Consider the following 23,010-nt stretch of genomic DNA (forward strand, 5'->3'; position numbering starts at 1 on the left):
TAAGCGCTGGCCTTTCGACCGTCAGGCCTTTCGACGGCGCATCAGCGCCTCGAGCTCGGCGTCGCCGCCTTCCGGCAGCATCAGCCGCACATGCGCGTAGAGATCGCCGTGACCGCCGGCCTTTTCCGGTAGGCCCCTGCCCTTCAGCCGCAGAACCTTGTCCGAGCTCGACCAAGGGGGAACATTGACCGCAATCCTGCCGGTCGGAGTCTCGACCGCCACCTTGGCGCCATGCACCGCATCGGCCAGTTCCACCGGCAGGTCGACATGCAGGTCGCGGCCCTCGACGCGGTAGCGCGGGTGCCGGCGGAAACGGATTTTAACCAGCGCATCGCCCGGCTGCCCCGGTCCTTGCTCACCCTGGCCTTTCAACCGGATGGTCTGACCGTCCTCGACATAGGCCGGCAACTTGACCGCCATCTTGCGGCCGTCGGGGAACATCGCCGTCACCTTCTCCGCGGTGGCGGCTTCCTCGATGGTGACGTCCAGCGTCACGTTGAGATCGGCGGCGGTCGGGGCCTGACGGCGGCCGCCGGTGCCGGCGCCGCGCTGCTGGGTGAAAGCATCGCCGAAGATCTGGCTGAAGATGTCGCTGTTGCCGTCGAACGGATCGCCGCCGGGACGGCCCGTGCGGAATTCGAAATGCGCGCCGCCCGGCCCTTGCTGCCGGCGGAAACCGGCGAAAGGATCGGCGCCGCCAGCCGCGCCTTCGAAACCCTGGAAACGCTGTTTGCCATCGGCGTCGATCTCGCCGCGATCGAATGCCGCCCGGTTCTTCTCGTCGCCGACGATCTCGTAAGCCTGGTTGGCGGCGGCAAAACGGTCCTTCGCCTTGGGATCATCCGGATTCTGGTCCGGATGATACTTCTTGGCGAGCTTCCGGTATGCGGATTTTATGTCCTTGGCCGATGCGTTCTTGGCAACGCCCAGCACCTCATAGGGGTCGCGCATGCTTACTGCCCTGGAGAAGGAGTGAGTCCATAATCGCCTCCTATATGCGCTCGCATAGGAAGGAATTCCAGTGGCTTACCACCATGTCGCCGGCGGAAAATCAGAGCGCCTTTAAGTCCTGTATGCGCCAGATGCTGCCGCCGGCCAGGCATATTTCGCCTTTGAACAGCGCGACGCCGTCGAAGCTTTCGCGCGATGCGGTGAAGCGACGACATGTCTCGCCGTTAGCCCTGAATTCCGCCAGCTCGGTGATGGAGCCGCGCGAGCCGGTGTCGGCATTCGCCCACGGAACGGCCTGCCCGGCCAGTTGCTCGACGTCGGCGGAGGACACGGCATTGCGGATCGTGGCCTGGTCGGAGGCGCGGTCCTGATCGAGCGGCGTGACTGAGGCCGGCGTGCTCGAGGTCAGTATCGAGCGGTCGACCTCCGCCTGCTCCAGGCTGAAGCCGCCGCCGCCACAGGCGGCAAGCGGCAGGACGATTATCACGATCATGGCTTTGGCGCTGGCCGAAGCAATAACGCTCCATTGCCCACTGTCAAAAGCTTGCGCGATACGCGACAATCGGCAATCTCCCCAGCCGGCGACAAATTTGGGAAAACTATGAGCGAAACCGGGTTAACAAGCGGTGACTTTACCGAGGCGGCGGAGCCGTTCCGGCTCTTTGCGGCGTGGCTCGACGACGCGACGAAGAGCGAGATCAACGACCCCAACAGCGTGGCGCTAGCGACCGTTGATGCCGAAGGCATGCCGAATGTGCGTATGGTGCTGCTCAAGGGCTTCGACGAGGGCGGCTTTGTCTTCTACACGAACTTCGAGAGCGCCAAGGGCCGTGAGATCCTTGGCAGCATGAAAGCGGCGATGTGCTTCCACTGGAAATCGCTGCGCCGGCAGGTGCGGGCGCGCGGCCCGGTGGAGATCGTCACCGACGCCGAAGCCGACGCCTACTACGCGACGCGTCCGCGCGGCAGCCGCATCGGCGCCTGGGCGTCCAAACAGTCGCGGCCGCTGGAGAGCCGCTTCGCGCTGGAAAAAGCGGTCGCCGAATACACGGCGCGCCATGCGATCGGCGACATCCCGCGGCCAAAACACTGGTCGGGCTTCCGCATCGTGCCGCAGACCATCGAGTTCTGGCACGACCGTCCGTTCCGGCTACACGACCGTGTCGTGTTTTCGCGCAACGCCGAGGGCGGTTGGGACAAGGTGAGGCTTTATCCGTAGGGCACGACGGTGGAGCGCCGATCTCCCCCCTTATGGGGGAGATGCCCGGCAGGGCAGAGGGGGGCGCTTCGCGCCAATCTGTCAATTGATCGAAATCGCGCCCTTGCGCCCGTTCTCAGTGGCTCGCAGGCTGAACCAAAGGGTAGCGCTCTACGGCGCCCCCTATGTCCTGCCGGACATCTCCCCCACAAGGGGGGAGATCGGCAGCTTCCGCACCGGCGCCCATTTTTTCAGCCCTTCTTCCTGGTCATGAAGGCGGCCAAGGCCGGGCCGCTTCTGCCGGATTTCCAATTCCCACTATCACGATCTCGTGTGCGTGAAACGTTCCAGCTTGCCGGAACGAACCAGGGAAGGGCTCAACGCGCCGCTGGCGCAAATTCAGGAGGAAGCAATGCATTCACTCAGGTTGGTCACGATGGCCGGTCTTGCCTGCCTTTTCGCTTCGCAGGCCTTTGCGGAGGATGCGATGGGGACAATGACGGTGATGAAGGGTGGGGAGGTTATGGCGATCATGCCCGATGGGCATATGGGCACCATGATGCCCGACGCGAAGATGAGCGCCGAAATGATGAAAATGGCGAAACCGATCAAGCATTGCATGATGTTGATGACCGACGCCAAAGGCAAGACATTCATGATCGACACGTCTTCGGCAAAGGCCCAGGCCGAATGTAAAAAAATGGCGATGTGACAAAGAGATCATGGCCAGAAAACCCGCCGGTTGCTGCCGGCGGGTCCACGATGCGAGACAAGGCCAGAAGGTCTAGGCCTTCTTCCTGGTCATGAAGGCCGTCAAGGCTGCTCGGGCCTCGTCGGATTTGAGCCGCTCGCGGAAATGCTGGCTTTCCTGGCCGATGCGCTCGACAAGGGCGTCGCGCGAGCCGCGCATCAGGTCGCGCGCGATCTTCAGCGCTTGCGGCGGCTTGGCGGCGATCTGGCCCGCCGCCGCCAATACCGATGCTTCGAGTTCCCCCTCCTCGACCACCTCGTAGATCAGCCCGGCGCCCTTCGCCCTCTCGGCCGAAAAGCCCTCGCCGAGGCCAAGCAGCGCGAAGGCGCCTTGGCGGCCGAGGATCTGCGGCGCGAGCAGGCTCGAACCGGCCTCCGGCACAAGGCCGAGATCGACGAAGGGCGTCCGGAATATTGTGCGCGGCGTGGCGAAGGTCAGGTCGCAATGCAGGTTGAGCGTGGTGCCGATACCGACCGCAATGCCGTCGACGCCGGAAACCATCGGCTTTTCCACCTTGGCCAGCGCCATCAGGAAATCCCAGACTTCGGTACCGCTTTCGCCGCCCGAGGCGACGACCATGAAATCGGCAAGATCGTTGCCGGACGAGAAGGCACCGGGCACGCCGAGAAAGACATTGACGCGGATCGCCGGATCGGCGTCGCCGCCGGCAAGAGCCGCCGACATCGTCGCGTACATGGCGCGGGTCAGGGCGTTCTTCTTGTCCGGACGGTTGATGCGGATGATCTGGATGGCGCCCTGGCGTTCGACGAGGATGTGGTCTGTCACGGATTGGTCCTTTGTGAATTTCGGGCCTTTGTGAATTTCGGCGCGTGCGAACGTCAGGCTGAAATCAGCGTCTTGCCGGCAACGGCAAGGCTGTCGGCGCCGCCGACGACGCGCTCCTTCAGCGCGCCCACTTCGCCAAGCAGGTTCTCGGCGAAGAACCGGCAAAGCGCGATGCGGTTTTGGTCGGCAAGCGCGCCGCGCGCCAGATAGGCCCCGCCCGCGGCAAGCGAGATCAGCCTGAGATAAGGTGTGGCGCCGGCCAGAGCCTCGTCCGAACGGCCTTCGGGCTGCAGGTCTTGCAGGAAACGAGTTGCCTGGGAGAGCTCGTCGAGCGCCTGGTCGAGGCGATCGGCGGTGCGGCCGAAGCCTTCAAGGTTCGACGCTCGCACCGCATCGGCGACGGCCTTGAGCTCGGCGATGTAGCCATGCACATGCCGGCCGCCGCCGAGCGGCAGCTTGCGTGTCACCAGATCGATCGCCTGGATGCCATTGGTGCCTTCGTAAATGGGCGCGATGCGCGCGTCGCGATAAAGTGCTGCGGCGCCTGTCTCCTCGATGAACCCCATGCCGCCATGCACCTGCAGCCCAAGCGAGGCGACCTCGACGCCAACATCGGTCGAAAAGGCCTTGGCCAGCGGCGTCAACAGATTGGCGCGCTCCTGCCAGTGCTTTGCATCTTCGCTCTGTGACGCGAGATCGATGGCGTGGGCGCAGGAATAGCAGATGGCACGGGCAATCTGGGTCAGCGCCTTCATGGTCAGAAGACTGCGCTGGATGTCGGGGTGATGCACGATCGGCGCCATGCCGGCACCGCGGCAGCTTCCCGCTTTGCCTTGCCGGCGGTCGTTTGCATACGCGAGCGCCTTCTGCGTCGCCGCCTCGGCGACCGCGACGCCCTGCATGCCGACGGCAAGGCGCGCATTGTTCATCATGGTGAACATGCAGGCGAGGCCCTTGTTCTCCTCGCCGACCAGCCAGCCGATCGCGCCGGGCCTGCTGCCTTCGAAGCCATCGCCATAAATCATCGTGCAGGTCGGCGAAGCGTGGATGCCCAGTTTGTGCTCCAGCCCGGAGCAGAAGACGTCGTTGCGCCTGCCCAGCGCGCCATCGTCTCCGACGAGGAATTTCGGCACCAGGAACAAAGACAGGCCGCGCGTGCCGGCCGGCGCGTCCGGCAGCCGCGCCAGCACCAGATGGATGATGTTGTCGGTGAAATCGTGCTCGCCATAGGTGATGAATATCTTTTGCCCGAAGATGCGGTAGGTGCCGTCGCCGGCCGGTTCGGCGCGGGTTCGCAAGGCATTCAGGTCCGAGCCTGCCTGCGGCTCGGTCAGGTTCATGGTGCCCATCCATTCGCCGGAGACCAGTTTTTCCAGATATTTGACCTTGAGTGCCTTCGAGCCATGCTTGTCGAGTGCTTCGACCGCGGCCATGGTCAGCGTCGGGGCGATGCCGAACGCCATCGAGGCGGAGTTCCACATTTCGAGCGCGGCGACGCCGAGCATGGCCGGCAGCGCCTGGCCGCCATACGCTTCCGGCGCGGACAGCGCATTCCAGCCGCCGCCGATCCAGCGGCGATAAAGTTCCTTCCAGCCGGGCGGGGTAGTGACGGCAGCGCCGTTGAGCACCGCGCCGTGCTGGTCGCCGACCGTGTAGAGCGGCGCCACCTCCTCGCTGGCGAAGCGGCCGGCCTCGGCCAGAATGGCGTCGACAAGGTCCTCGCCGAGTTCGCCAAAATTGCCTGCATCGAGCGCCGGCTTCAAGCCGGCGACATGCTTCAGGGTGAAGGCGATCTCCTCGACCGGTGCCCGATACATGGCGTTCGCTCCTCCTCAGCCCGGCCCTCCCCAGTCTGGCCCTCCCCAGTCTGGCAGGTCTACTTAAGACCTGTGCCGATGCAAAATCATCTGCTTTCGGAGTTCCCTGTCCATCTTCTTTTTACGTAAACGTCAAACTTTGTCACGCGGATTTTGCAATTGCTGGCTCGTATGCAAAATTACTTCGAGCCGGACGACGCACTTGTTTTGTACGGTTATTTCCCGTACAAGGCAGCATCAGGGATGACGATAATGCCAAACCAACAGACCCGCACCGCCCGTCTCGAAGCCCGTATTTCGCCGGATATGCTGGACGTGGTGAAACGTGCCGCCGAAATCCAGGGCCGCAGCGTCAGCGACTTCGTGGTCGCCGCCGCTCAAGAGGCGGCGCAGCGTACTATCGAGAACACCACCATCCTGCGTATTTCCGTCGAGGATCAGCGCGCCATGATGGAGGCGATTCTCAATCCGCCCGAGCCCAATGAAGCACTGCGCAAGGCCGCCGACGCCCACAAACGGCTTGTCGTCGAATCCCGGTGAATTTCACCATCATCATCGAACCGCTCGGCGGATCGCATGATCGCAAGGCGTTCAGCTGCGGGGTGTCGGCGCTCGACCGCTATATACGGGAGCAAGCCAGCCAGGATGTCAAACGCCGAGTCGGCAACTGCTTCGTTGCCGTGGATCACGATGTCGGCGCGATCGCCGGATATTACACTTTGGCGGCGTCGAGCATACCGATCGCGTCCTTGCCTGACGAACAGACAAAACATCTGCCACGCTACCCGGTTCTGCCCGCGATATTGGTCGGCAGGCTGGCCGTCGATGCCCGATACCAGCGGCGGCGGGTCGGGTCGGCGCTGATCGTGGATGCGCTGCGACGCAGCGTTAGCGCTGCCCCAGCAGCCTTCGCGTTGATTGTCGATGCCAAGGATGACCAGGCGGTCGCGTATTATCGCAAGCATGGCTTCACCCCATTTCAGAGCCGCCCGCTATCACTGTTCCTGCCCATAGCAACAGCGTTGAAACTATTTGGCTAATAATCGCAACCATCGCCTTGCTCTTGAGGAGCACCAAGGGTCGTTTCGCCAGCGCTCCAACTCGCCCCTTCGGCACCCGAAGCATTTCCTTAACCATGGCGGTTCAGGATTTGGCTTTGGCCAGCAAGGATCTGCTGTTTGAAAACGCCGGCGCGCCCCCTTGTCCGCTCAGCGCTTCTCCTTGTCGCGGCCGCGATGACCCTGATGCTGACGCCGGCAAAGGCCTCGGATTTCTCCGAACCGTGGAAGGATGCCGACCGGGCGCTGGTCGTCGACGCCTACGAATACAATTCCATCGACTGGACCAGGCTTGCCACCGACAAGCGTCTTGTCGGCTTCATCAACAAGGCATCCGACGGAATGCCGCCACCCTATTTCTGTTTCGGCGACGAGACCGAGGTGCGGCTGTGCAAGACGCTTTGGAAGCGCCATGCGGTGGCGCGTGAGTTGTTCCAGACGCGCAAGGTTGTGGCCAAGGCGCTTGGCTTGAAATGGGGCGCCTATCACCTCGCCCGCCCCGGCAACCCGGTCGGCCAGGCCAATCATTTCATCGAGTTCGCCGAACTCGGGCCGGACGACCTGCTTGCCCTCGACATCGAGGACGACGATCCGACGCAGTGGATGTCGCTGGACGACGCCGAAGAATTCGTCCGCCAGGTGCATCGGCGGCTCGGCCGCTTTCCAGTGCTCTACACCAATGGAACGACCGCCCGGCACATCGCCGACAACAGATACAAATACCAGCTGCTGTCGCGGCTGCCGCTGTGGTATGCGCGCTACAAGCCCGACATCGACGTGCATTTTCCGATGGGCAACTGGCAGGGTTATGCGCTCTGGCAGTTTTCGGCGCGAGCAAATTGCGGCCGGTTCCGCTGCCCTTACAGGGTCGCGGGCACACCCAACGATATCGACGTCAGCGTCGCGCCGATGAACGCCACGGTATTGCGCGCGCAGTGGCCGTTCGGCGGCCTGATCGACGTGCAGCCGGATTATCTCACCTCGATACCGGTGCCGCTCTCACGCGAAGCCGGGCTCGCCGGCGGCACCATCGCTTACGCTAGCGTGACGCCAGCAAGCTTCGAGGAGATGGTCGCGGTATTCAGGGCGCGCCTGGCCAGGTTCAGCAGCGGCTTTCAAATGCCTGCGGCGAAGGCGGCGCCGGGCCTTCCGCGCGGGATTGCCGAATATGTCGCCTGGACGCGAAACGAAAAGCGTGCGGCATCGGTGCCAGGATTTGTCTCCACCGCCGACGCGGTCAGCAGCGTCTCGACTGAATTCGACCACGGCTTGCGCTGAGGCCGAAGGCCGCCCGAAGCATCAGTTCGCCTGCTCGCGCGCCACCGCCAGCCAGCCAATGTCGCGGCGGCAAAAGCCTTGCGGCCAGTCGATCCGGTCGAGCGCGGCGTAGGCCTTCTTCTGCGCCTCGCCGACGGTGCGGCCGGTCGCCGTGATGTTGAGCACGCGGCCGCCATTGGCGACGAGTGCGCCGCCGTTGATGGCGGTGCCGGCGTGAAAGATCTCGACGCCGTCGCCTGCCGCCGCCTCGACGCCGCGAATGACCGAGCCCTTTTCCGGCGTGCCGGGATAACCCCTGGCTGCCATCACCACGGTGAGCGCCGCCTCGTCGCGCCAGCGCACTGAAGTATGCGCCAGCTGGCCGTCAGCGGCTGCGTTGAGCAGGACCAGGAGATCGTCCTTCAGCCGCATCATCAGCACCTGGCATTCCGGGTCGCCGAAACGGGTGTTGTATTCGATCAGCTTCGGCCCGCTGTCAGTGATCATCAGCCCGGCGAACAGCACGCCGGAAAACGGTGCGCCTGTTTCAGCCATGCCGCGCATGGTCGGCTCGACGATCTCGCGCATGGTGCGGTCGATCATCTCCGGCGTCATCACCGGGGCCGGCGAATAGGCGCCCATGCCGCCGGTGTTCGGGCCGGTGTCGCCGTCACTGAGGCGCTTATGGTCCTGCGCGGTACCGAAGGGCAGCGCGGTGGTGCCGTCGCACAGGCAGAAGAAACTTGCTTCTTCACCGACGAGAAACTCCTCGACCACCACTTCCGCCCCGGCCTGGCCGAAGGAGCCGTCGAAACAGGCCTCGAGCGCGGCCAGCGCCTGGTCAAGCGTCATGGCGACGGTGACGCCCTTGCCGGCAGCGAGGCCGTCGGCCTTGATGACGATCGGCGCACCCGTCTTCTCGACATAGGCCTTGGCCGAAGCCAGATCGCCGAAGCGGCCATAGGCGGCGGTCGGGATGCCGTATCTGGCGCAGAGATCCTTGGTGAAACCCTTTGATCCTTCCAGCCGTGCCGCCGCTTTTGACGGGCCGAAGACGCGGATGCCCTCGGCCCGCAGGTCGTTGGCAATGCCGGCGACCAGCGGCCCTTCCGGCCCGACCACGACGAGGTCTATTTCATTCTCGCGGCAAAACCGGACCACCGCTGCGTGATCCGCAATATCGACCCTCACCAGTTCGGCTTCGTGGCCGATGCCCGGATTGCCGGGCGCCGCGTAGAGTTTGGTCAGCAGCGGCGACGCCGCGATCTTCCAGGCCAGCGCATGCTCTCGTCCGCCGGAGCCGATCAGCAAAACACGCATGCCCAGATTCCTCGTCATTCCAAGACCAGGACTGCGCTATTGCGCCGCGCGCGACGGGTCAAGACATTTGGCTGCCGAAGCGCCGATTGCGCGTGGCGAGCGTGCGGGGGCTGCTTGACGCTTGACGGCATTCGCCTCTGCTGCCACTCCAGCAAAATGGAAACCGTCCAGTCGAAAGCGGCCCAGGGCCGCGTCGCCGATGCGCCGAGCGGCCACTGGGTCTATCGCGCGCTGCCGCGGGGGGTGTGGCCCTATGCGCAGCTTGCCCGGTGGGACCGGCCGATCGGCTGGCAATTGCTGCTATGGCCATGCTGGTGGTCGGCTGCACTTGCCGCGAGCGCCTATCCGCGTCCGACGGATCCGCTGCTCTCGCTGCTGCCGTCGCCGTGGCATCTGCTATTGTTTTTTCTCGGCGCGTTCGCCATGCGCGGTGTCGGCTGCACCTACAATGATTTGGTCGACGAGAACATCGACAACCAGGTGGAACGCACGCGCTCGCGGCCGCTGCCGGCCGGCAAGGTCACGCGCCGGCAGGCCTGGATGTTTGTTGTCCTGCAGGCACTGGGCGGCCTCGCCGTACTTTTGCAGTTCAACAGCTTCGCCATCTCGCTCGGCATCGGCTCACTGGTCATCGTCGCCGTCTACCCGTTCATGAAGCGGTACACCAATTGGCCGCAACTCGTTCTTGGCCTTGCCTTTTCCTGGGGTGCGCTCATGGGATGGGCGGTCGAGTTCGGCGATCTCGATGGGCCGCCAATCATGCTCTATATCGGCTCGATCCTGTGGGTGATCGGCTACGACACGATCTATGCGCATCAGGACAAGGAAGACGACGCCATCGTCGGCGTGCGCTCGACGGCGCGCCTGTTCGGCGACAACACCAAGGCCTGGCTGACCGGACTTTATGGCGGAGCGCTGGTCTGCTTCGCCATCGCCTTTGCCTCGGCACAGGCACCGGTACCGGCGCTCGCCGGGCTGATCGCCGCCGGCGCCCATATGGCGCGGCAGATCGCCGTGCTCGACATCGACGACCCGGACCAGTGCCTGAGGCTGTTCAGATCGAACAACCAGGTCGGCTGGCTGATCTTCCTCGGCCTGATCGGCGGCGCGGCTTGGGTGACGCTGAAGCCGCTGGTTTAGCGGCCTGTTCCCTTCTCCCCCCTGTGGGAGAAGGTGGATTGGCGCGTAGCGCCAAAACGGTTGAGGGGTGTTGGACGGAATGAGGCGTCGGCGTTCCCTGGAACACCCCTCATCCGACCGAGCTTCGCTCGGCCACCTTCTTCCACAAGGGGAGAAGGAAGAGGCGCTCAGGCCTATTCCCGCGAAATAAGCTCCTCGCCGCCGATCACCAGCCTGAGGCCGAGGTCGCCGGCACGGCGGCGGGCGAGGAAGCGCGGGCGGCGCATGGTCGAGACGCGGCCCTTCCGGCGGTCCTGCGCCGGCAGCGCCTTGATGGCGGCGCCGAGCGATTCTTCCAGCGTGCGGGCAATGCCGTCGGCCTCGATCAGCAGCATCGGCAGGCGGTAGGCATCGGCCCAGGCGCGCCAGTCGGCGGCGACATCGTCGAGATCGTCGGCCACCAGCAGCGGCACCGACAGCATCGGGTCGTTGTGCAGAAGCTCAAGCGTCACTGTGACATTGCCATCCGGATCCTCCATGGCGCGGGCGGCGACGCCGCGAAACGCGTTGGCGGGCAGAGCGATGATCGCCGGCACGCCGCTCATCTCCAGCGTGCGGCGGATAACCGCGCCGCGCTGGTCGATGGTGAAGGTAACGTCGCCATAGTCGTCGCGCGTGGCGTAGCTCACCACTTGCGGCAGGCGGAATGGGTCGAGGCGCATATTGCGCCCGGCCCAGACTGGCTTCAGTCCAGTGTTCATATCGTGCCTTTCCTGTTTCTCCTGAGAGCCGGTGTTTCCGGTTCTCCGGGCCGGTTTTCCCAGCCTCGTTTGTGGAGAAACATTAGCGCGGGCTTCTTATCCTCGCGCTTAAGAAAGTCGGTTAAATTTTGCTGATCCGGGGCGGATGGTTATCGGAATGCGAACCGGCGCAGGCCGGCGAAAGGATCAGATAACCTTACCCGGATTCATGATACCGGCCGGGTCGAAGGCAGCCTTCACCCTGCGCATCAGCTCGATCGCCATTGGCGGCGCCGTCGCGATCAATTCGTCCCGCTTCAACTGGCCGATGCCGTGCTCGGCCGAGATCGAGCCATGAAACGCGCGCACGACGTCGTGCACGGCCTTGTTCATGACGTGGTAAAGGCCGAGAAACGCCTCGTCATCGCCGTCGACCGGCCGGGAGATGTTATAGTGCAGGTTGCCGTCGCCCATGTGGCCGAAGCAGACGACGCGCGCGCCGGGACTGACCGATTGCACGGCGCCGGCGGCCTTTTCAATGAAGGGCGGGATTGACGCCACCGGCACCGAGATGTCGTGCTTGATCGAGGCACCTTCCGGTTTCTGCGCCTCGGGCAGTACCTCGCGGAAATTCCAGAACGCATCGCCCTGGGCCATGCTTGCCGCGATCACCGCATCGCCGACGATCCCTTGCTCGAGGCCTGCCTCCAGCACCTCCTCGATCAGGGCCCTGGCATCCTCGGCCGAACGGCCCGACGAGATCTGCATCAGCACATACCACGGCCAATCGCCGGCCAGCGGCCGCACCACGCCTTGCGCGTGGGCAAGCGTGAAGTCGTAGGGCCTCTGGCCAATCAGCTCGAAGGCGGTGAGCGCTGCCCCTGCACGGTCCATCGCGAGGCTGAACAGCGACAGTGCCGCCTCCGGCGATGACAGGCCGGCAAACGCCACCTCGCGCCCCTTGGGCTTGGGGAACAGCTTGAGCACGGCGGCGGTGATGATGCCGAGCGTACCCTCGGCGCCGACGAACAGGTTCTTCAAATCGTAGCCGGTATTGTCCTTTTTCAGCTTGCGCAGATCGTCGAACACTTCACCGGTCGGCAGCACCACTTCGACGCCGAGGCAGAGCTCGCGCGCATTGCCGTAGGCAAGCACGCCGGTGCCGCCGGCGTTGGACGAGAGATTGCCGCCGATCTGGCAGGAGCCTTGCGCGGCAAGCGACAGCGGAAACAGCCGGTCGGCGGCATCGGCCGCTTCCTGCAGCGTCTGCAGGATGACGCCGGTTTCGACCGTGACCGTGTTGGACAGCGTATCGATTTCGCGGATGCGGTTCAGCCGCGACAGCGACAGCACGATCTCGCGGCCGGATGCGTCCGGCACCTGGGCGCCGACCAGCCCGGTGTTGCCGCTTTGCGGCACGATGGGCGTGCCGGTTTCGGTCGCCAGCCGCATGATGCTGCTGACCTCCTCGACGTTCCCCGGCCTCAGCACCAAAGCCGTCCTGCCGTGCCAAAGTCCGCGCCGCTCGGTGAGGTAAGGCGCGATGTCCTGCTGGTCGCGCAGCGCATATTTGTCGCCGACGATTGCCGCAAAGCGCGCGACGACGGCGGGGTCGAGATCGGGGGAAATGTCGTTCATGGGTCGAAACTATGGTGCTCAATCCATCTTGTCACGCGGGGCGATCTTGTCACGCGGGGCGGCGGCGCGCGAAAGCCGGTCGTTGATCGCCTCGCCCAGCCCTTCGAACGGGATCGGCTCGACGGCGATGGTTTTGGCGCCGCTGCCATCGAGATCCTGCAGATGGGCGAAGAGATTGCTTGCCGCCTCGCGCAGGTCGCCGGTCTCCGACAAGTTGCGCAGGGCGGCTGCATCGCGCCAGCCTTCGGCACGGCGGCGGCCGAAGGCCAGCAAGGCTTCGCCCGGTGCGACCTCCGCAGCATTGAGCCGCACCGCCGCACCCGGCGCATAGTGCGAGGCGAGCATGCCGGGCGCCTCGATGCCCGAAGCGCCGCGCAGCAACTTTGTCCCGGCCACTGCTTCGATCTCTTCGGCGGCAATGCCGCCCGGCCGCAGCAGCCGCAGCTTTCCAGCTTCGACTTTGACAATGGTCGATTCCAGCCCGACCGGCGTCGCGCCGCCGTCGACCACAAGCTTGATCCGGGGACCGAGATCGGCGGCCACGGCCTCGGCCGTCGTGGCGCTGATCCTGCCCGAGGAATTGGCGCTGGGCGCCGCCAGCGCACGGCCGAACCTGGCGATCAGCTCGCCGCCAAAGCCTTTCGGCATGCGCAGCGCGATCGTTTCCAGGCCGGCGGTGACCAGCGGATGAATGCCGTTGCCGGGCCGTTGCGGCAGCACCAGCGTCAGCGGCCCCGGCCAGAATGCCTGCGCCAATCTTTCCGACAGCGGGTCGAACAGCGCGATGCGCTCGGCCATCGCCGCGTCGGCTATATGGGCGATCAGCGGGTTGAAGCGAGGGCGGCCCTTGGCTTCGAAGATACGAGCCACGGCAACGCCATTGGTCGCGTCGCCGGCCAGCCCATAGACGGTCTCGGTCGGGATGGCGACGACATCGCCGCTCTCGAGCAGCGCCAACGCCCTTTCCATCGCCTCGCCGACGGCACGAATTTCAGCCACTGTCGTCACCTCACGGATGCGGGTGCCTAATACGCTGACGCCGACGGAGCAAGTCCGGGCGTAGGCCAATCGCAAATCACTAAAATGCTCTGTTTCCCCGCAAGCCGGCATCAACTGCCCTCGGCTACGGTGCCGTCTTGTTGGGCAAGGGAATTATCATGCTTTCGATGCGTATCCTTGGAGCGCTTGGTCTGGCGTTTATGGCCGGCACGGCACAGGCCTCGTCGCTCGTTTTTCTCGGGCAAACAACGGCGACGCCTTCGGTTGTAAGTGCCAGCGCGCTCGAACGGGCGAAAACACCGTCGATCGTCGCGCTCGGCGACAAGTTGCCTGACGTCAATGAAAACGTCACCGATGAAAAGGTCGCGGCGATCCCGAGCCAGCCGAGTCATGGCTTCGACGGAAGCCCGATGATCATCCGCGGCGGTATTGTCGGCGATGCCTTTGCAACGCCCGCGCCCAAAGCCGCGCCGGCCACCGCTGCCGCGCCCGCCGCGGACAGCAAAGCCGACCCAAAGGTCGCCAGCAAAACCCCTGGGCCGGCAGCGCCGCAGCCTGCGCCGCTAGCAGCTCCCGACCAGCCCAAATAGCGCCTGAAGCAGCGCCGGAAGCCAGGGCCGCGCGAGAGCGCTTTTTTTCGCGGATGTCAGCCGGCTATCTTGGAGAAATCCGCGACCCGGTCAGTCGCCGCGCGGATGCGGGCGAGCAACGCCAGGCGATTGGCGCGCACCGCCTGGTCCTCATCGTTTACGAGGACTTTCTCAAAGAATGAATCAACCGGCTCGCGCAACACACTAAGCGCCAGCATGGCGGCGGAAAAGTCTTCGTTTTGAATTGCTTCGCCGGCTTGCCTCTCAGCCTGATTCACCGCCGCGAACAAGGTTTTTTCGGCGTCCTCCCGGAACAGAGCCGGCTCAACGCTGCTTGCGATCGCTGTCCCCTTCTTCTCCTCGGCAGCCACGATGTTGGCCGCGCGCTTGGTGCCGGCAAGCAGGTTCTTGCCGTCCTCGGTGTCGAGGAAGGAGCCGAGTGCTTCGACGCGGCGGACGATCTGCAGGAGATCGTCGTTCTGGCCAATCTCCCCCCTTGAGGGGGAGATGCCCGGCAGGGCAGAGGGGGGTGCCTCGCGCCGAGAGGCCGGCGGGACAGCGCCCCCCTCTGTCGGCTTCGCCGACATCTCCCCCTCTAGGGGGGAGATTGGGCGCGAACCTGCCGCGAGTACGGCGTCGATCAGGTCGTGCCGGGCGCCCTGGTCGCGGAGATAGACTTTTAGGCGATCGTGGAAGAAGGCGAGGAGGTCGCGGGCGCGATCAATCTCCCAATCCTGAGGCGGTACATCGGCGTCGCTAAACATCAGTTGAGAGGCGCGTTCGGATAGGCTGGTCAGTTGGCTCAACAAGCCTTTTCCGGACAGTTCTTCCATTGCTCGCATGGGTGCAAGCCGAGCCTCGGCTTTGCCGGCCTCCTTTTGAAGCAGTTGCGCCATTAGATGACGCCCTGAACGGATGAACTGCATAGCAATCTCCAATCGGACCTCATTCTCGACCAAAATCCTGACCACCCCCAGCGCCGCCCTCCGCAGCGCATAGGGATCTTTCGATCCGGTCGGCTTTTCATCAATGGCCCAAAACCCGACCAGCGTGTCGAGCTTGTCGGCAAGCGCCACGGCCACCGACACCGGATCGGTCGGCACGCGATCGGACGGGCCCTGCGGCTTGTAGTGCTCCTCGATGGCGGCGGCGACGGAGGGGTGCTCGCCCTGCAGCAGCGCGTATTTGCGGCCCATGGCGCCTTGCAGTTCCGGGAACTCGCCGACCACCTCGGTGGTGAGGTCGGCCTTGGCGAGCACGGCGGCGCGGCGCGCCAGCGCAGTAATCTCCCCCCTCGAGGGGGAGATGTCGCCGAAGGCGACAGAGGGGGTCGGCACGTCCTGACGCGGCTTCCTATTTTGGACAGAGGACGCCGGCGCTTCACGCGAAGCGACCCCCTCTGGCCTGCCGGCCATCTCCCCCTCAAGGGGGGAGATCGACTGCGCCACGATTGGCGCCAGTTCTTCGGCCAGCCTGGCAATCCGCTCCACCCGCTCGCCTTGCGTGCCGAGCTTGGCATGAAACGTTACATTGAGGTGGTCGAGGCGGGCCATGCGCTGGTCGAGCGGCTTTTTGAGATCAAGCCCGAACTTTTGCGCTGATGCCTGGAGCTGGTCGAGATCCGGCAGATCGCCCTGGTCGGTCTTCCAGAAATAGAGCGCGTCGGACAGGCGGGCACGCACCACCTTGCCGTTGCCATGGGCAATCTCCTTGCCGCCATCCTTGGCCTCGATGTTGGCGGTCAGGATGAAACGATTGGAGAGCGGCGATTGGCTGATCTCCCCCCTTGAGGGGGAGATGGCCGGTAGGCCAGAGGGGGTCGGCACGACCTGACGCGACTCCCTATCGCGGACAGGAGATGCTGGCGCTTCACGCGAGGCGACCCCCTCTGTCGCCTGCGGCGACATCTCCCCCTCGAGGGGGGAGATTTGGCGCGTCGTCACAAAACACTTCTGGTTGGCGCGGATGGTGAGCCTGATCACCTCGGCCGGAATGGCCAGAAAATCCTGCTCGAATTCGCCCATCAGCACGACAGGCCATTCGACCAGGCCCGACACTTCCTCCAGCAGCCCCTCGTCCTCGACGAGATCGAGCCCGCTGGCGAAGGCGAGATTCCTGGCATCGGCAAGGATGATCTCTTTGCGTCTGTCGGCATCGAGCACGACCTTGGCCGCCTCCAGCTTGGCGACATAATCGTCGAAGCGGCGCACCGTGATGGTGCCCGGCGCATGAAAACGGTGACCGTAGGTGACATTGCCGGAGCGGATGCCGTCGATCTCGAAATCGACGACCACCGGCTCCTCGGTTTCTGGGCCGAAGGTGCACAGGATCGATTGCAGCGGCCGCACCCAGCGCAGCGAGCCGGGCTTGGCCGAAGCCGGCCCCCAGCGCATCGATTTCGGCCAGGGGAAGTTGCGGATGATGCCCGGCACCAGCTCGGCGATGATCTGCTCCGCCGGCCTGCCCGGCCTGGAAATATGGGCGACGTAGAAGTCGCCCTTCTTCGGATCGGAATGAACATGCGCCTCGGCAATCGAGGCAAGGCCGGCCTTGCGCAGAAAACCTTGCACCGCCGGCTCGGGCGCCTTGGTCGAGGGCCCCTTGATCTCCTCGCTGATGTCCTTCGAGCGCGCGGTCAGGCCGCGAATGTCGAGCGTCAACCGGCGCGGCGTCCAATATTCGCGCGCCGCCTCATAGATCAGCCCGGCGTCGACCAGACCGTCGGTCAACAGCTTTTTCAGGTCGCCGGCCGCCTTGCGCTGCATGCGAGCGGGGATTTCCTCGGAACGAAGTTCTAGAAGCAGGTCAGGCATTGAAAGAGCTCACGCGACAAGAAACAGCCGCCGCTTCGCGGCGTCCTCCCCCATCGAGGCGAAGGTAAGCGGGGCATAGCAACTCGGTCGGCTGCTGTCACCCTTCCCAGCAAGATCGGGCCAGCACGATCAAGGCGTCCAACAGCGAATTCCGAAAAAATTCAGCCGCCTGTCGGACACGCGCCGGTCCGCCCGTCCTTGGATCAAAGATTTCCCTGAACCGAACGCAGCGCTGAAGCGACCAACGCTCAGGCAGAGAGCTATTGGCTGAACGAGCATGAAAACGGCATCGACATTCCTGCAGATCCTCGCGCTCAGCGCCTGTTTTACAGCGCAGGTGCATGGCACGTTCTCGATGCCCGGCGTCAGACAAGCGTTGCGGACAATAGCCGGTGCAAGCGGCCAGGGCGCATTGCCAATCAGCGCCCCTGCCGAAACCGCCTGGAGCTAAGCCGCCATTCCGCCCGCCTGCGTCAGCAGAAACGCCTCGCCGCAGGCCTTGGCCAGATTGCGAACGCGCAAGATGTAACTCTGGCGCTCGGTGACCGAAATGACGCCGCGTGCGTCGAGCAGATTGAAGACGTGGCTGGCCTTGATGCACTGGTCGTAGGCCGGGAAGACCATGCGGTGATATCCCTCCCCCTTGAGGGGAGAGTGGCCAGACAAGGTCTGGCCGGGAGGGGTCGCTCGTGCAGTGCTCGACGCCTGACCTGCGGTGCCTTCTGAGGCGCCCCCCTCTGCCCGCTTCGCGGGCGTCTCCCCCTCAAGGGGGGAGATGGGCGCGCCGGCTTCGAGCAGCGCCTTGCACTCGGCTTCGGCGTCTTCGAAATGGCGCAGCAACATCGCGGTGTTGGCAAATTCGAAATTGTGGCGCGAATATTCCTGCTCGGCCTGCAGGAAGACGTCGCCATAGGTCACCTTGTCGGCGCCTTCGCGGCCGTTGAAGTTGAGGTCGTAGACATTGTCGACGCCCTGCACATACATGGCCAGCCGTTCCAGCCCGTAAGTGAGCTCGCCCGCCACCGGTGCGCATTCGATGCCGCAGACCTGCTGGAAATAGGTGAACTGCGACACCTCCATGCCGTCGCACCAGCACTCCCAGCCCAGCCCCCAGGCGCCCAGCGTCGGGCTTTCCCAGTCGTCCTCGACGAAGCGGATGTCATGCAGCAGCGGATCGATGCCGATCGCGGCCAGCGAGCCGAGGTAAAGCTCCTGCAGATTGGGTGGATTGGGCTTCAGGATCACCTGGTATTGGTAATAGTGCTGCAGCCGGTTCGGGTTCTCGCCATAGCGGCCGTCCTTGGGGCGGCGCGAGGGCTGGACATAGGCCGCGTTCCAGCGTTTTGGGCCGAGCGCGCGCAATGTCGTTGCCGGATGGAATGTGCCGGCGCCGACTTCCATGTCGTAAGGCTGGAGGACGACGCAGCCATAGTCCGCCCAGTAATTATGCAACGTCAGGATCAGCCCCTGGAACGAGCGGCTGGGGTGCATGTGGGCAGGGATATCAACGGTCACGGCGGCCTCCGGCGGGGATGCGGCACCTCGTAGATGCCCGACCTCCGAGCGTCAAGGCGACAGGTTACCCCTTCGGGCAATCACTTCAGACCAGTTATCGATCTCGGCGCCGCCCCTCATCTGCCTGCCGGCATCTTCTCCCCGTATAGTGACGGAGAGAAGGGGCTGGCCGCGACCTCGGTACTCATTCTGCAACGCTGGAGATTGGCGAAATCCTTTGCGAAGGCGTCCTTCTCCCCGTCACCATACGGGGAGAAGTGCCCGGCAGGGCGATGAGGGGCGGCGCAAACCTGCAGCGATTGATCACCCCTTCGGCGCGGGCGCCGGCACGGGCTTTACGTTCGGGGTTTCCTGCGCCGTGTTGGATTCGATCGGCGGCAGGCCTTTCATCAGCTTTTGCTGCAAGGCGGCAAGCACGTCCGGGTCCGGCTTCAGGTCGCGGGCCTGGTTCCACTGGAAGGTGGCTTCCAGCTTGCGGCCGACGCGCCAGTAGACGTCGCCGAGGTGATCGTTGAGCACCGGATCCTCCGGCTTCAACGAAACGGCGCGTTCCATTTCGCGCACCGCATCGTCGAACTGGCCAAGGCGGTAATAGGCCCAGCCCAGCGAATCGACGATGTAGCCGTCGCTCGGCCTCAGGTCGACGGCCTTCTGGATCATCGCGAGGCCTTCCTTGAGGTTCATGCTCTTGTCGACCCAGGAATAGCCGAGATAGTTCAGAACCTGCGGCTGGTCGGGGTAGAGCTCCAGCGCCTTGCGGAAATTCGGCTCGGCCTTCGGCCATTCCTTCAGTCGCTCATAGGCGATGCCGCGCTGGTAGAAAATGTTCCAGTTGGCGGCGGTCGGCGCCTTCAGCACCTCGACCGCCTTGTCGTAAAGATTGGCGGCGGAGCGGAAATCCTCCTTCGAGGAATAGACGCCGCCGAGCGCCAGATAGGCGCGCATGTCGTCGGGATGCGCATCGACGATGGCCTTGAGGTGAGTGATCGCCTCGTCGTTGCGGTCGAGATCGGCAAGGTTGAGGCCAAGCTGCAGGTCCGAAAGCTCCTTCAGCGGCGAGCCAGCGGGAATGCGGCGATAGAGCGCGATGGCGCCCTCGCCATCTTTCAACTGCTCGGCAACGGCGGCAAGCTGAACGAGCGCCGCGTCGTTGTCGGGCCGCAGCGCCAGGGCATATTGCAGATAAAGCCGCACGAACGGCTCGCCGCCGCCGCGGTTGAGCGCGGTGGCGAGATCGAGCAGGATTTCCGAGGCGCCGTCCGACGGACCGGCAACGAAGGGCTCGATCTTTTCGCCCTTGTTGATCTTGTCGCGAAGGGCCGCAATCTCGACCTTGCCGGGGGCGAACGCCTCGGCCTTGTCGAGCACCGACAGCGCCTTGGCCTTGTCGCCTTTGCGGGCGAGGAAAGAGGCGTAGGCCTGCGCGTTGCGCATCCATGTTTCGGGGGCCGCACCGCCTGCCGCCGTGTCCTGCACGGTGGCGGTGTAGAGCGCATCCGCCCTGTCGGGCAGGCCGGAGGCGTCGGCAATCAAGGCGCGGTGGAAGGACTTGAACAGGCTGAACCAGTCGGGGCCCTGCAGCTTGTCGATGGAAGCCATGGCCTCGCCGGCGTCTCCCGCACCCTGCTTGGCCCAGCCGGTCATGACGCCGGAGATCAGCCGGTCGAGATCGGATTCGAGCGACAGCTTGAGCCAGTATTCGGCCTTGGAGAAATCCTTCTTGTGGAAGGAATCGATGGCCAGCGCCAGGCGCGAGAAGCGCTCGACATCGGGAACCGCCTTGAGCTTGTCGGCATAGACCAGGGATTCGTCGAAGCGCCCCTGCGCGATCAGCGACAGCATCAGACTCTGCTGCAGTCCCGTATCGTTCGGATCGAACGCAAGCGCCTGCTTGTAATAGGAAATGGCGCTGTCGAGGTCGTTGTCGCCGTCGGCAATCCTGGCGGCGAGATAGGCCCCCGAGAAGGATGTGATCCTGACCGGCTCGGCGGTCTGTTTGGCATGCGCCGGCAAAGCCGAAATCGCCATGCCCGTCGCGATTGCCAGCCCCGTCAGCCAGCGCGCATATCCTTGCCGCATCATATCCCTTTCAGCCAAACGCCATCTCCGCGTCAGCGGGATCGCCGTAGACTCGATCTTTACAGGTAAAGCATGGCCTTTTTGGGGTCGTGCTTCAACCCGGCCCGAATTCACAATCGGGTCAAGCAATTAATAAACCATGCCGAAAGAGGTCGCACGACCGCATTGCGACACTCCGGCAATGGGAAACCGGCGTCACGGCCCTGAAAACTCAGGGCGCTTGCGAAAGGCTTGCGTCGAGCGCCTGCATGGCGACGGTGACAAGATCGTGCAGCCGCTTTTTCGGCACGCCGTCGCGTGCCTGGACCGAAAGGCCGTGCATCAGCGTGGCGTAATAGTCACCCAGCGTCTCGGCATCGGTATCCGGCTTCAATTCGCCATCGCGCACGGCCTTTTTCAATCGCTCGACGATCGACGCGGTACGCGCCAGCCGATGCTCCGCCAGCCATTGCAGCACGGCGTCGTTTTCGACGGCGCAATTGGTCGCGGCCGTCACCACCATGCAGCCCTGCGGCCGCCCGGGCCGCGTATAGATTTCGACGGCGTCGCGAAGCATGCGCTCGATGACGCGCCGGACATTTGGTTCTTCCTGCAGCGCGCGCGTGGCGAAGCCGCCCTCATTGGCCTCGTAAAGCGCCACTGCTTCGCGAAACAGATCCTCCTTCGAGCCGAAGGCGGCATAGATGCGCGCCGATGCGAGGCCAAGCGCCGATACGAGATCGGCCATCGAAGTGCCCTCGTAGCCGCGCCTCCAGAAAGCGTCGCGGGCTTTCTCCAGCGCCTGGTCGCGGTCGAATTGCCTTGGCCTGCCTGCCATGGCGGTCTCCAATTTTTGTCGATCAACAAATAATCCGCTTGACTTCGGATTGCAAATCTCAATTCTTTGTCGATCATTAAATAATTGTCGACAAGGAGTCCGGCATGAGTTCACTCGACCAAGGCGCGCCGCTCGGGGCGATAACGCAGGGAGCAAGCAGGGCGAAACATGGCGCAACGCTGGCGCTCCTCGCCTTCGCGCAGCTCATCATCTCGCTCGACCTCAACATCGTCTTCGTGGCGCTGCCGGAGATCGGCGCCGGCCTCGGATTTTCAGGCCAGACCCTGCAGTGGGTGGTCAGCGCCTACACCGTGTTCACCGGCGGCTTCCTGCTGTTCGGCGGCCGGGCGGCCGACCTGATCGGCCAGCGCCGCGTCTTCATCTTCGCGCTCTGGCTCTACGCGCTCTCATCTCTGATCGGCGGCCTCGCCTGGTCGCCGGAAATCATCATCGCGGCCCGCGCCGTACAAGGCATCGGCGCCGCGTTCCTGTTTCCGGCGACGCTGTCGCTGATCAACCGCCTGTTCGCCGAGGGACCGGAACGCAACCGGGCGCTCGCCGTCTGGGGCGGCGCGGGCGCCAGCGGCCTGACGCTCGGTTCGCTTGCCGGCGGGTTTCTGACCAGCGCCTTCGGCTGGCCGTCGGTCTTCTACGTCAACGTGCTGTTGGCCGGGATCGCCATCATCGCGGCTTTCGCCATCATCCCGCGCGATCGCAAGTGGCACGAGCAGCGCAGCTTCGATCTGCCGGGCGCCCTGACCGTCACCGCCGGCGCGACGCTGCTTGTCTTCACCCTGGTTCAAGGGCCCGAATATGGCTGGGGCTCTGGCGCAATCATCGCCAGCGCGGCACTGGCGGCATTCTTCCTGATCGCCTTCACCGTGATCGAGGCCAACAGCGCCGATCCGCTGATGCCGCTGCGCCTGTTCCACAACCGCAGCCTCATCGCCGGCATGACGATCACCTTCCTCTACATGGTCACTTTCGGCGCGCGCTGCCCTACTTCCTCACCGTGCTGCTGCAGAACGTGCACGGCTTCACTGCCTTGCAGACAGGCCTCGCCTTTCTCGTGCCGTCGGTCGCCATCGCCACCGGCACGCAAGCCGGCGAGCGTCTGGCAACGCGCTTTTCGACGCGCAGCACCCTGGTCGGCGGCATGATCGTCGGCGCGGTCGGCACAGCATGGATGGTATCAGGCGCGACTGCAGACAGCAGCTATCTGGCCCTCGTACCCGGCCTGATCGTCTCCGGCGTCGGACAAGGCATCGTCTGGACCGCAATGTGGATTGCCGCCGCTTCCGGCGTTGCCCATGACCAGCAAGGCGTCGCCTCGGGGATGGCTTCGACGACGCTCAATGTCGGCAACGCCATCGGCATGGCCGTGCTGATTGCGATTGCGAACAGCCAAATCGGCGAATTGTCCGGCAATGCGTTGAAAATTGCCGTCGCCGACGGCATCCAGGTTGCCTTCTGGCTCGCGGCGGCGGGCATCGTCGTCAGTCTGCTGGCAGCAATGGTGCTTCCGGCAAAGGCGCGATGAGAACAGGCGCGGGGCGCCGATG

The 23,010-nt window shown here is 64.3% G+C and carries 20 protein-coding genes and 2 pseudogenes; 9 read left to right on the forward strand and 13 right to left on the reverse strand.

Translation table 11 applies throughout. The features are described from left to right. Positions 1-21: 21 nt before the first annotated feature. Positions 22-951, reverse strand: a complete 930-nt coding sequence (locus NKJ28_RS10375) for a DnaJ C-terminal domain-containing protein (RefSeq protein ID WP_352578626.1) — start codon at positions 949-951, stop codon at positions 22-24. Between the two features lie 100 nt (positions 952-1,051). After that, the gene (locus tag NKJ28_RS10380; RefSeq protein WP_352635355.1) at positions 1,052-1,513 is read right to left on the reverse strand and encodes an RT0821/Lpp0805 family surface protein; all 462 of its coding nucleotides are present in this window, start codon (positions 1,511-1,513) and stop codon (positions 1,052-1,054) included. 39 nt (positions 1,514-1,552) lie between these two features. Here NKJ28_RS10380 and pdxH point away from each other — a divergent pair, with 39 nt between their 5' ends. Together pdxH and NKJ28_RS10390 are read left to right on the forward strand one after the other, a co-directional pair. After that, a complete protein-coding gene (gene pdxH, locus NKJ28_RS10385; protein ID WP_292663882.1) occupies positions 1,553-2,170 on the forward strand; it encodes a pyridoxamine 5'-phosphate oxidase in 618 nt (205 codons plus the stop codon). Between the two features lie 331 nt (positions 2,171-2,501). Continuing rightward, positions 2,502-2,861, forward strand: a complete 360-nt coding sequence (locus NKJ28_RS10390; protein WP_352635357.1) for a hypothetical protein — start codon at positions 2,502-2,504, stop codon at positions 2,859-2,861. Positions 2,862-2,933: 72 nt separating this feature from the next. Here the strand turns inward: NKJ28_RS10390 and NKJ28_RS10395 are convergent, their stop codons facing one another. Both NKJ28_RS10395 and NKJ28_RS10400 read right to left on the reverse strand, forming a co-directional pair. Then, complete coding sequence (locus NKJ28_RS10395) at positions 2,934-3,686, reverse strand: crotonase/enoyl-CoA hydratase family protein (protein WP_352635359.1); 753 nt, start codon at positions 3,684-3,686, stop codon at positions 2,934-2,936. 53 nt (positions 3,687-3,739) lie between these two features. Next, positions 3,740-5,503, reverse strand: a complete 1,764-nt coding sequence (locus NKJ28_RS10400) for an acyl-CoA dehydrogenase family protein (protein WP_352635361.1) — start codon at positions 5,501-5,503, stop codon at positions 3,740-3,742. A 159-nt stretch (positions 5,504-5,662) separates the two neighbouring features. On the opposite strand from NKJ28_RS10400, the gene NKJ28_RS10405 reads away from it, so the two are divergent. The 3 genes from NKJ28_RS10405 to NKJ28_RS10415 all read left to right on the forward strand — a co-directional run bounded on the left by NKJ28_RS10405 (position 5,663) and on the right by NKJ28_RS10415 (position 7,839). Next, positions 5,663-6,043: a type II toxin-antitoxin system TacA family antitoxin gene (locus NKJ28_RS10405; protein ID WP_352635363.1), complete on the forward strand. Its 381-nt coding sequence runs from the start codon at positions 5,663-5,665 to the stop codon at positions 6,041-6,043. Further along, entirely contained in the window at positions 6,040-6,543 is a 504-nt protein-coding gene (locus NKJ28_RS10410; protein WP_352635365.1) for a GNAT family N-acetyltransferase, read from the forward strand. Before NKJ28_RS10405 ends, NKJ28_RS10410 begins: the two co-directional genes overlap by 4 nt. Before the next feature lie 138 nt (positions 6,544-6,681). Next, the gene (locus NKJ28_RS10415; protein WP_502902172.1) at positions 6,682-7,839 is read left to right on the forward strand and encodes a glycoside hydrolase family 25 protein; all 1,158 of its coding nucleotides are present in this window, start codon (positions 6,682-6,684) and stop codon (positions 7,837-7,839) included. A gap of 21 nt (positions 7,840-7,860) precedes the next feature. On the opposite strand, the gene purD is transcribed toward NKJ28_RS10415, so the two are convergent. After that, positions 7,861-9,138: a phosphoribosylamine--glycine ligase gene (purD, locus tag NKJ28_RS10420; RefSeq protein WP_352635367.1), complete on the reverse strand. Its 1,278-nt coding sequence runs from the start codon at positions 9,136-9,138 to the stop codon at positions 7,861-7,863. 156 nt (positions 9,139-9,294) lie between these two features. On the opposite strand from purD, the gene ubiA reads away from it, so the two are divergent. Next, positions 9,295-10,278 carry a 4-hydroxybenzoate octaprenyltransferase gene (gene ubiA / locus NKJ28_RS10425; RefSeq protein ID WP_352635425.1) on the forward strand — a complete coding sequence of 328 codons (984 nt, stop codon included), beginning with the start codon at positions 9,295-9,297 and terminating at the stop codon, positions 10,276-10,278. Between the two features lie 173 nt (positions 10,279-10,451). Here the strand turns inward: ubiA and NKJ28_RS10430 are convergent, their stop codons facing one another. The 3 genes from NKJ28_RS10430 to NKJ28_RS10440 form a co-directional block, all read right to left on the reverse strand. After that, a complete protein-coding gene (locus NKJ28_RS10430; protein ID WP_023674094.1) occupies positions 10,452-11,018 on the reverse strand; it encodes a DUF6101 family protein in 567 nt (188 codons plus the stop codon). A 186-nt stretch (positions 11,019-11,204) separates the two neighbouring features. Continuing rightward, positions 11,205-12,635: an FAD-binding oxidoreductase gene (locus NKJ28_RS10435; protein ID WP_352635369.1), complete on the reverse strand. Its 1,431-nt coding sequence runs from the start codon at positions 12,633-12,635 to the stop codon at positions 11,205-11,207. A gap of 18 nt (positions 12,636-12,653) precedes the next feature. Then, complete coding sequence (locus tag NKJ28_RS10440; protein ID WP_352635371.1) at positions 12,654-13,634, reverse strand: L-threonylcarbamoyladenylate synthase; 981 nt, start codon at positions 13,632-13,634, stop codon at positions 12,654-12,656. A 158-nt stretch (positions 13,635-13,792) separates the two neighbouring features. Here NKJ28_RS10440 and NKJ28_RS10445 point away from each other — a divergent pair, with 158 nt between their 5' ends. Beyond that, positions 13,793-14,224 carry a hypothetical protein gene (locus tag NKJ28_RS10445; protein WP_352635373.1) on the forward strand — a complete coding sequence of 144 codons (432 nt, stop codon included), beginning with the start codon at positions 13,793-13,795 and terminating at the stop codon, positions 14,222-14,224. Positions 14,225-14,280: 56 nt separating this feature from the next. On the opposite strand, the gene NKJ28_RS10450 is transcribed toward NKJ28_RS10445, so the two are convergent. From NKJ28_RS10450 to NKJ28_RS10470, 5 genes and pseudogenes are all read right to left on the reverse strand, one after another. Then, positions 14,281-17,037 (reverse strand): glycine--tRNA ligase subunit beta, encoded by a 2,757-nt coding sequence (locus NKJ28_RS10450; RefSeq protein WP_352635375.1) that lies wholly within the window; start codon positions 17,035-17,037, stop codon positions 14,281-14,283. A 447-nt stretch (positions 17,038-17,484) separates the two neighbouring features. Further along, positions 17,485-17,667, reverse strand: a pseudogene (locus NKJ28_RS10455) (glycine--tRNA ligase subunit alpha); the annotation flags it as partial. Positions 17,668-17,814: 147 nt separating this feature from the next. Then, a pseudogene (locus NKJ28_RS10460) lies at positions 17,815-18,528 on the reverse strand (glycine--tRNA ligase subunit alpha); the annotation flags it as partial. Positions 18,529-18,855: 327 nt separating this feature from the next. Further along, positions 18,856-20,631, reverse strand: a complete 1,776-nt coding sequence (locus tag NKJ28_RS10465) for a tetratricopeptide repeat protein (protein WP_352635427.1) — start codon at positions 20,629-20,631, stop codon at positions 18,856-18,858. A 211-nt stretch (positions 20,632-20,842) separates the two neighbouring features. Beyond that, entirely contained in the window at positions 20,843-21,448 is a 606-nt protein-coding gene (locus tag NKJ28_RS10470) for a TetR/AcrR family transcriptional regulator (RefSeq protein ID WP_352635377.1), read from the reverse strand. Between the two features lie 104 nt (positions 21,449-21,552). Between NKJ28_RS10470 and NKJ28_RS10475 the strand changes: the two genes are divergently transcribed. After that, complete coding sequence (locus NKJ28_RS10475) at positions 21,553-22,608, forward strand: MFS transporter (protein ID WP_352635379.1); 1,056 nt, start codon at positions 21,553-21,555, stop codon at positions 22,606-22,608. Next, positions 22,494-22,988 (forward strand): MFS transporter, encoded by a 495-nt coding sequence (locus NKJ28_RS10480; RefSeq protein ID WP_352635381.1) that lies wholly within the window; start codon positions 22,494-22,496, stop codon positions 22,986-22,988. Before NKJ28_RS10475 ends, NKJ28_RS10480 begins: the two co-directional genes overlap by 115 nt. Positions 22,989-23,010: the final 22 nt, after the last annotated feature.

The organism is Mesorhizobium sp. M0145 (assembly GCF_040322355.1).
GTDB lineage: Bacteria > Pseudomonadota > Alphaproteobacteria > Rhizobiales > Rhizobiaceae > Mesorhizobium.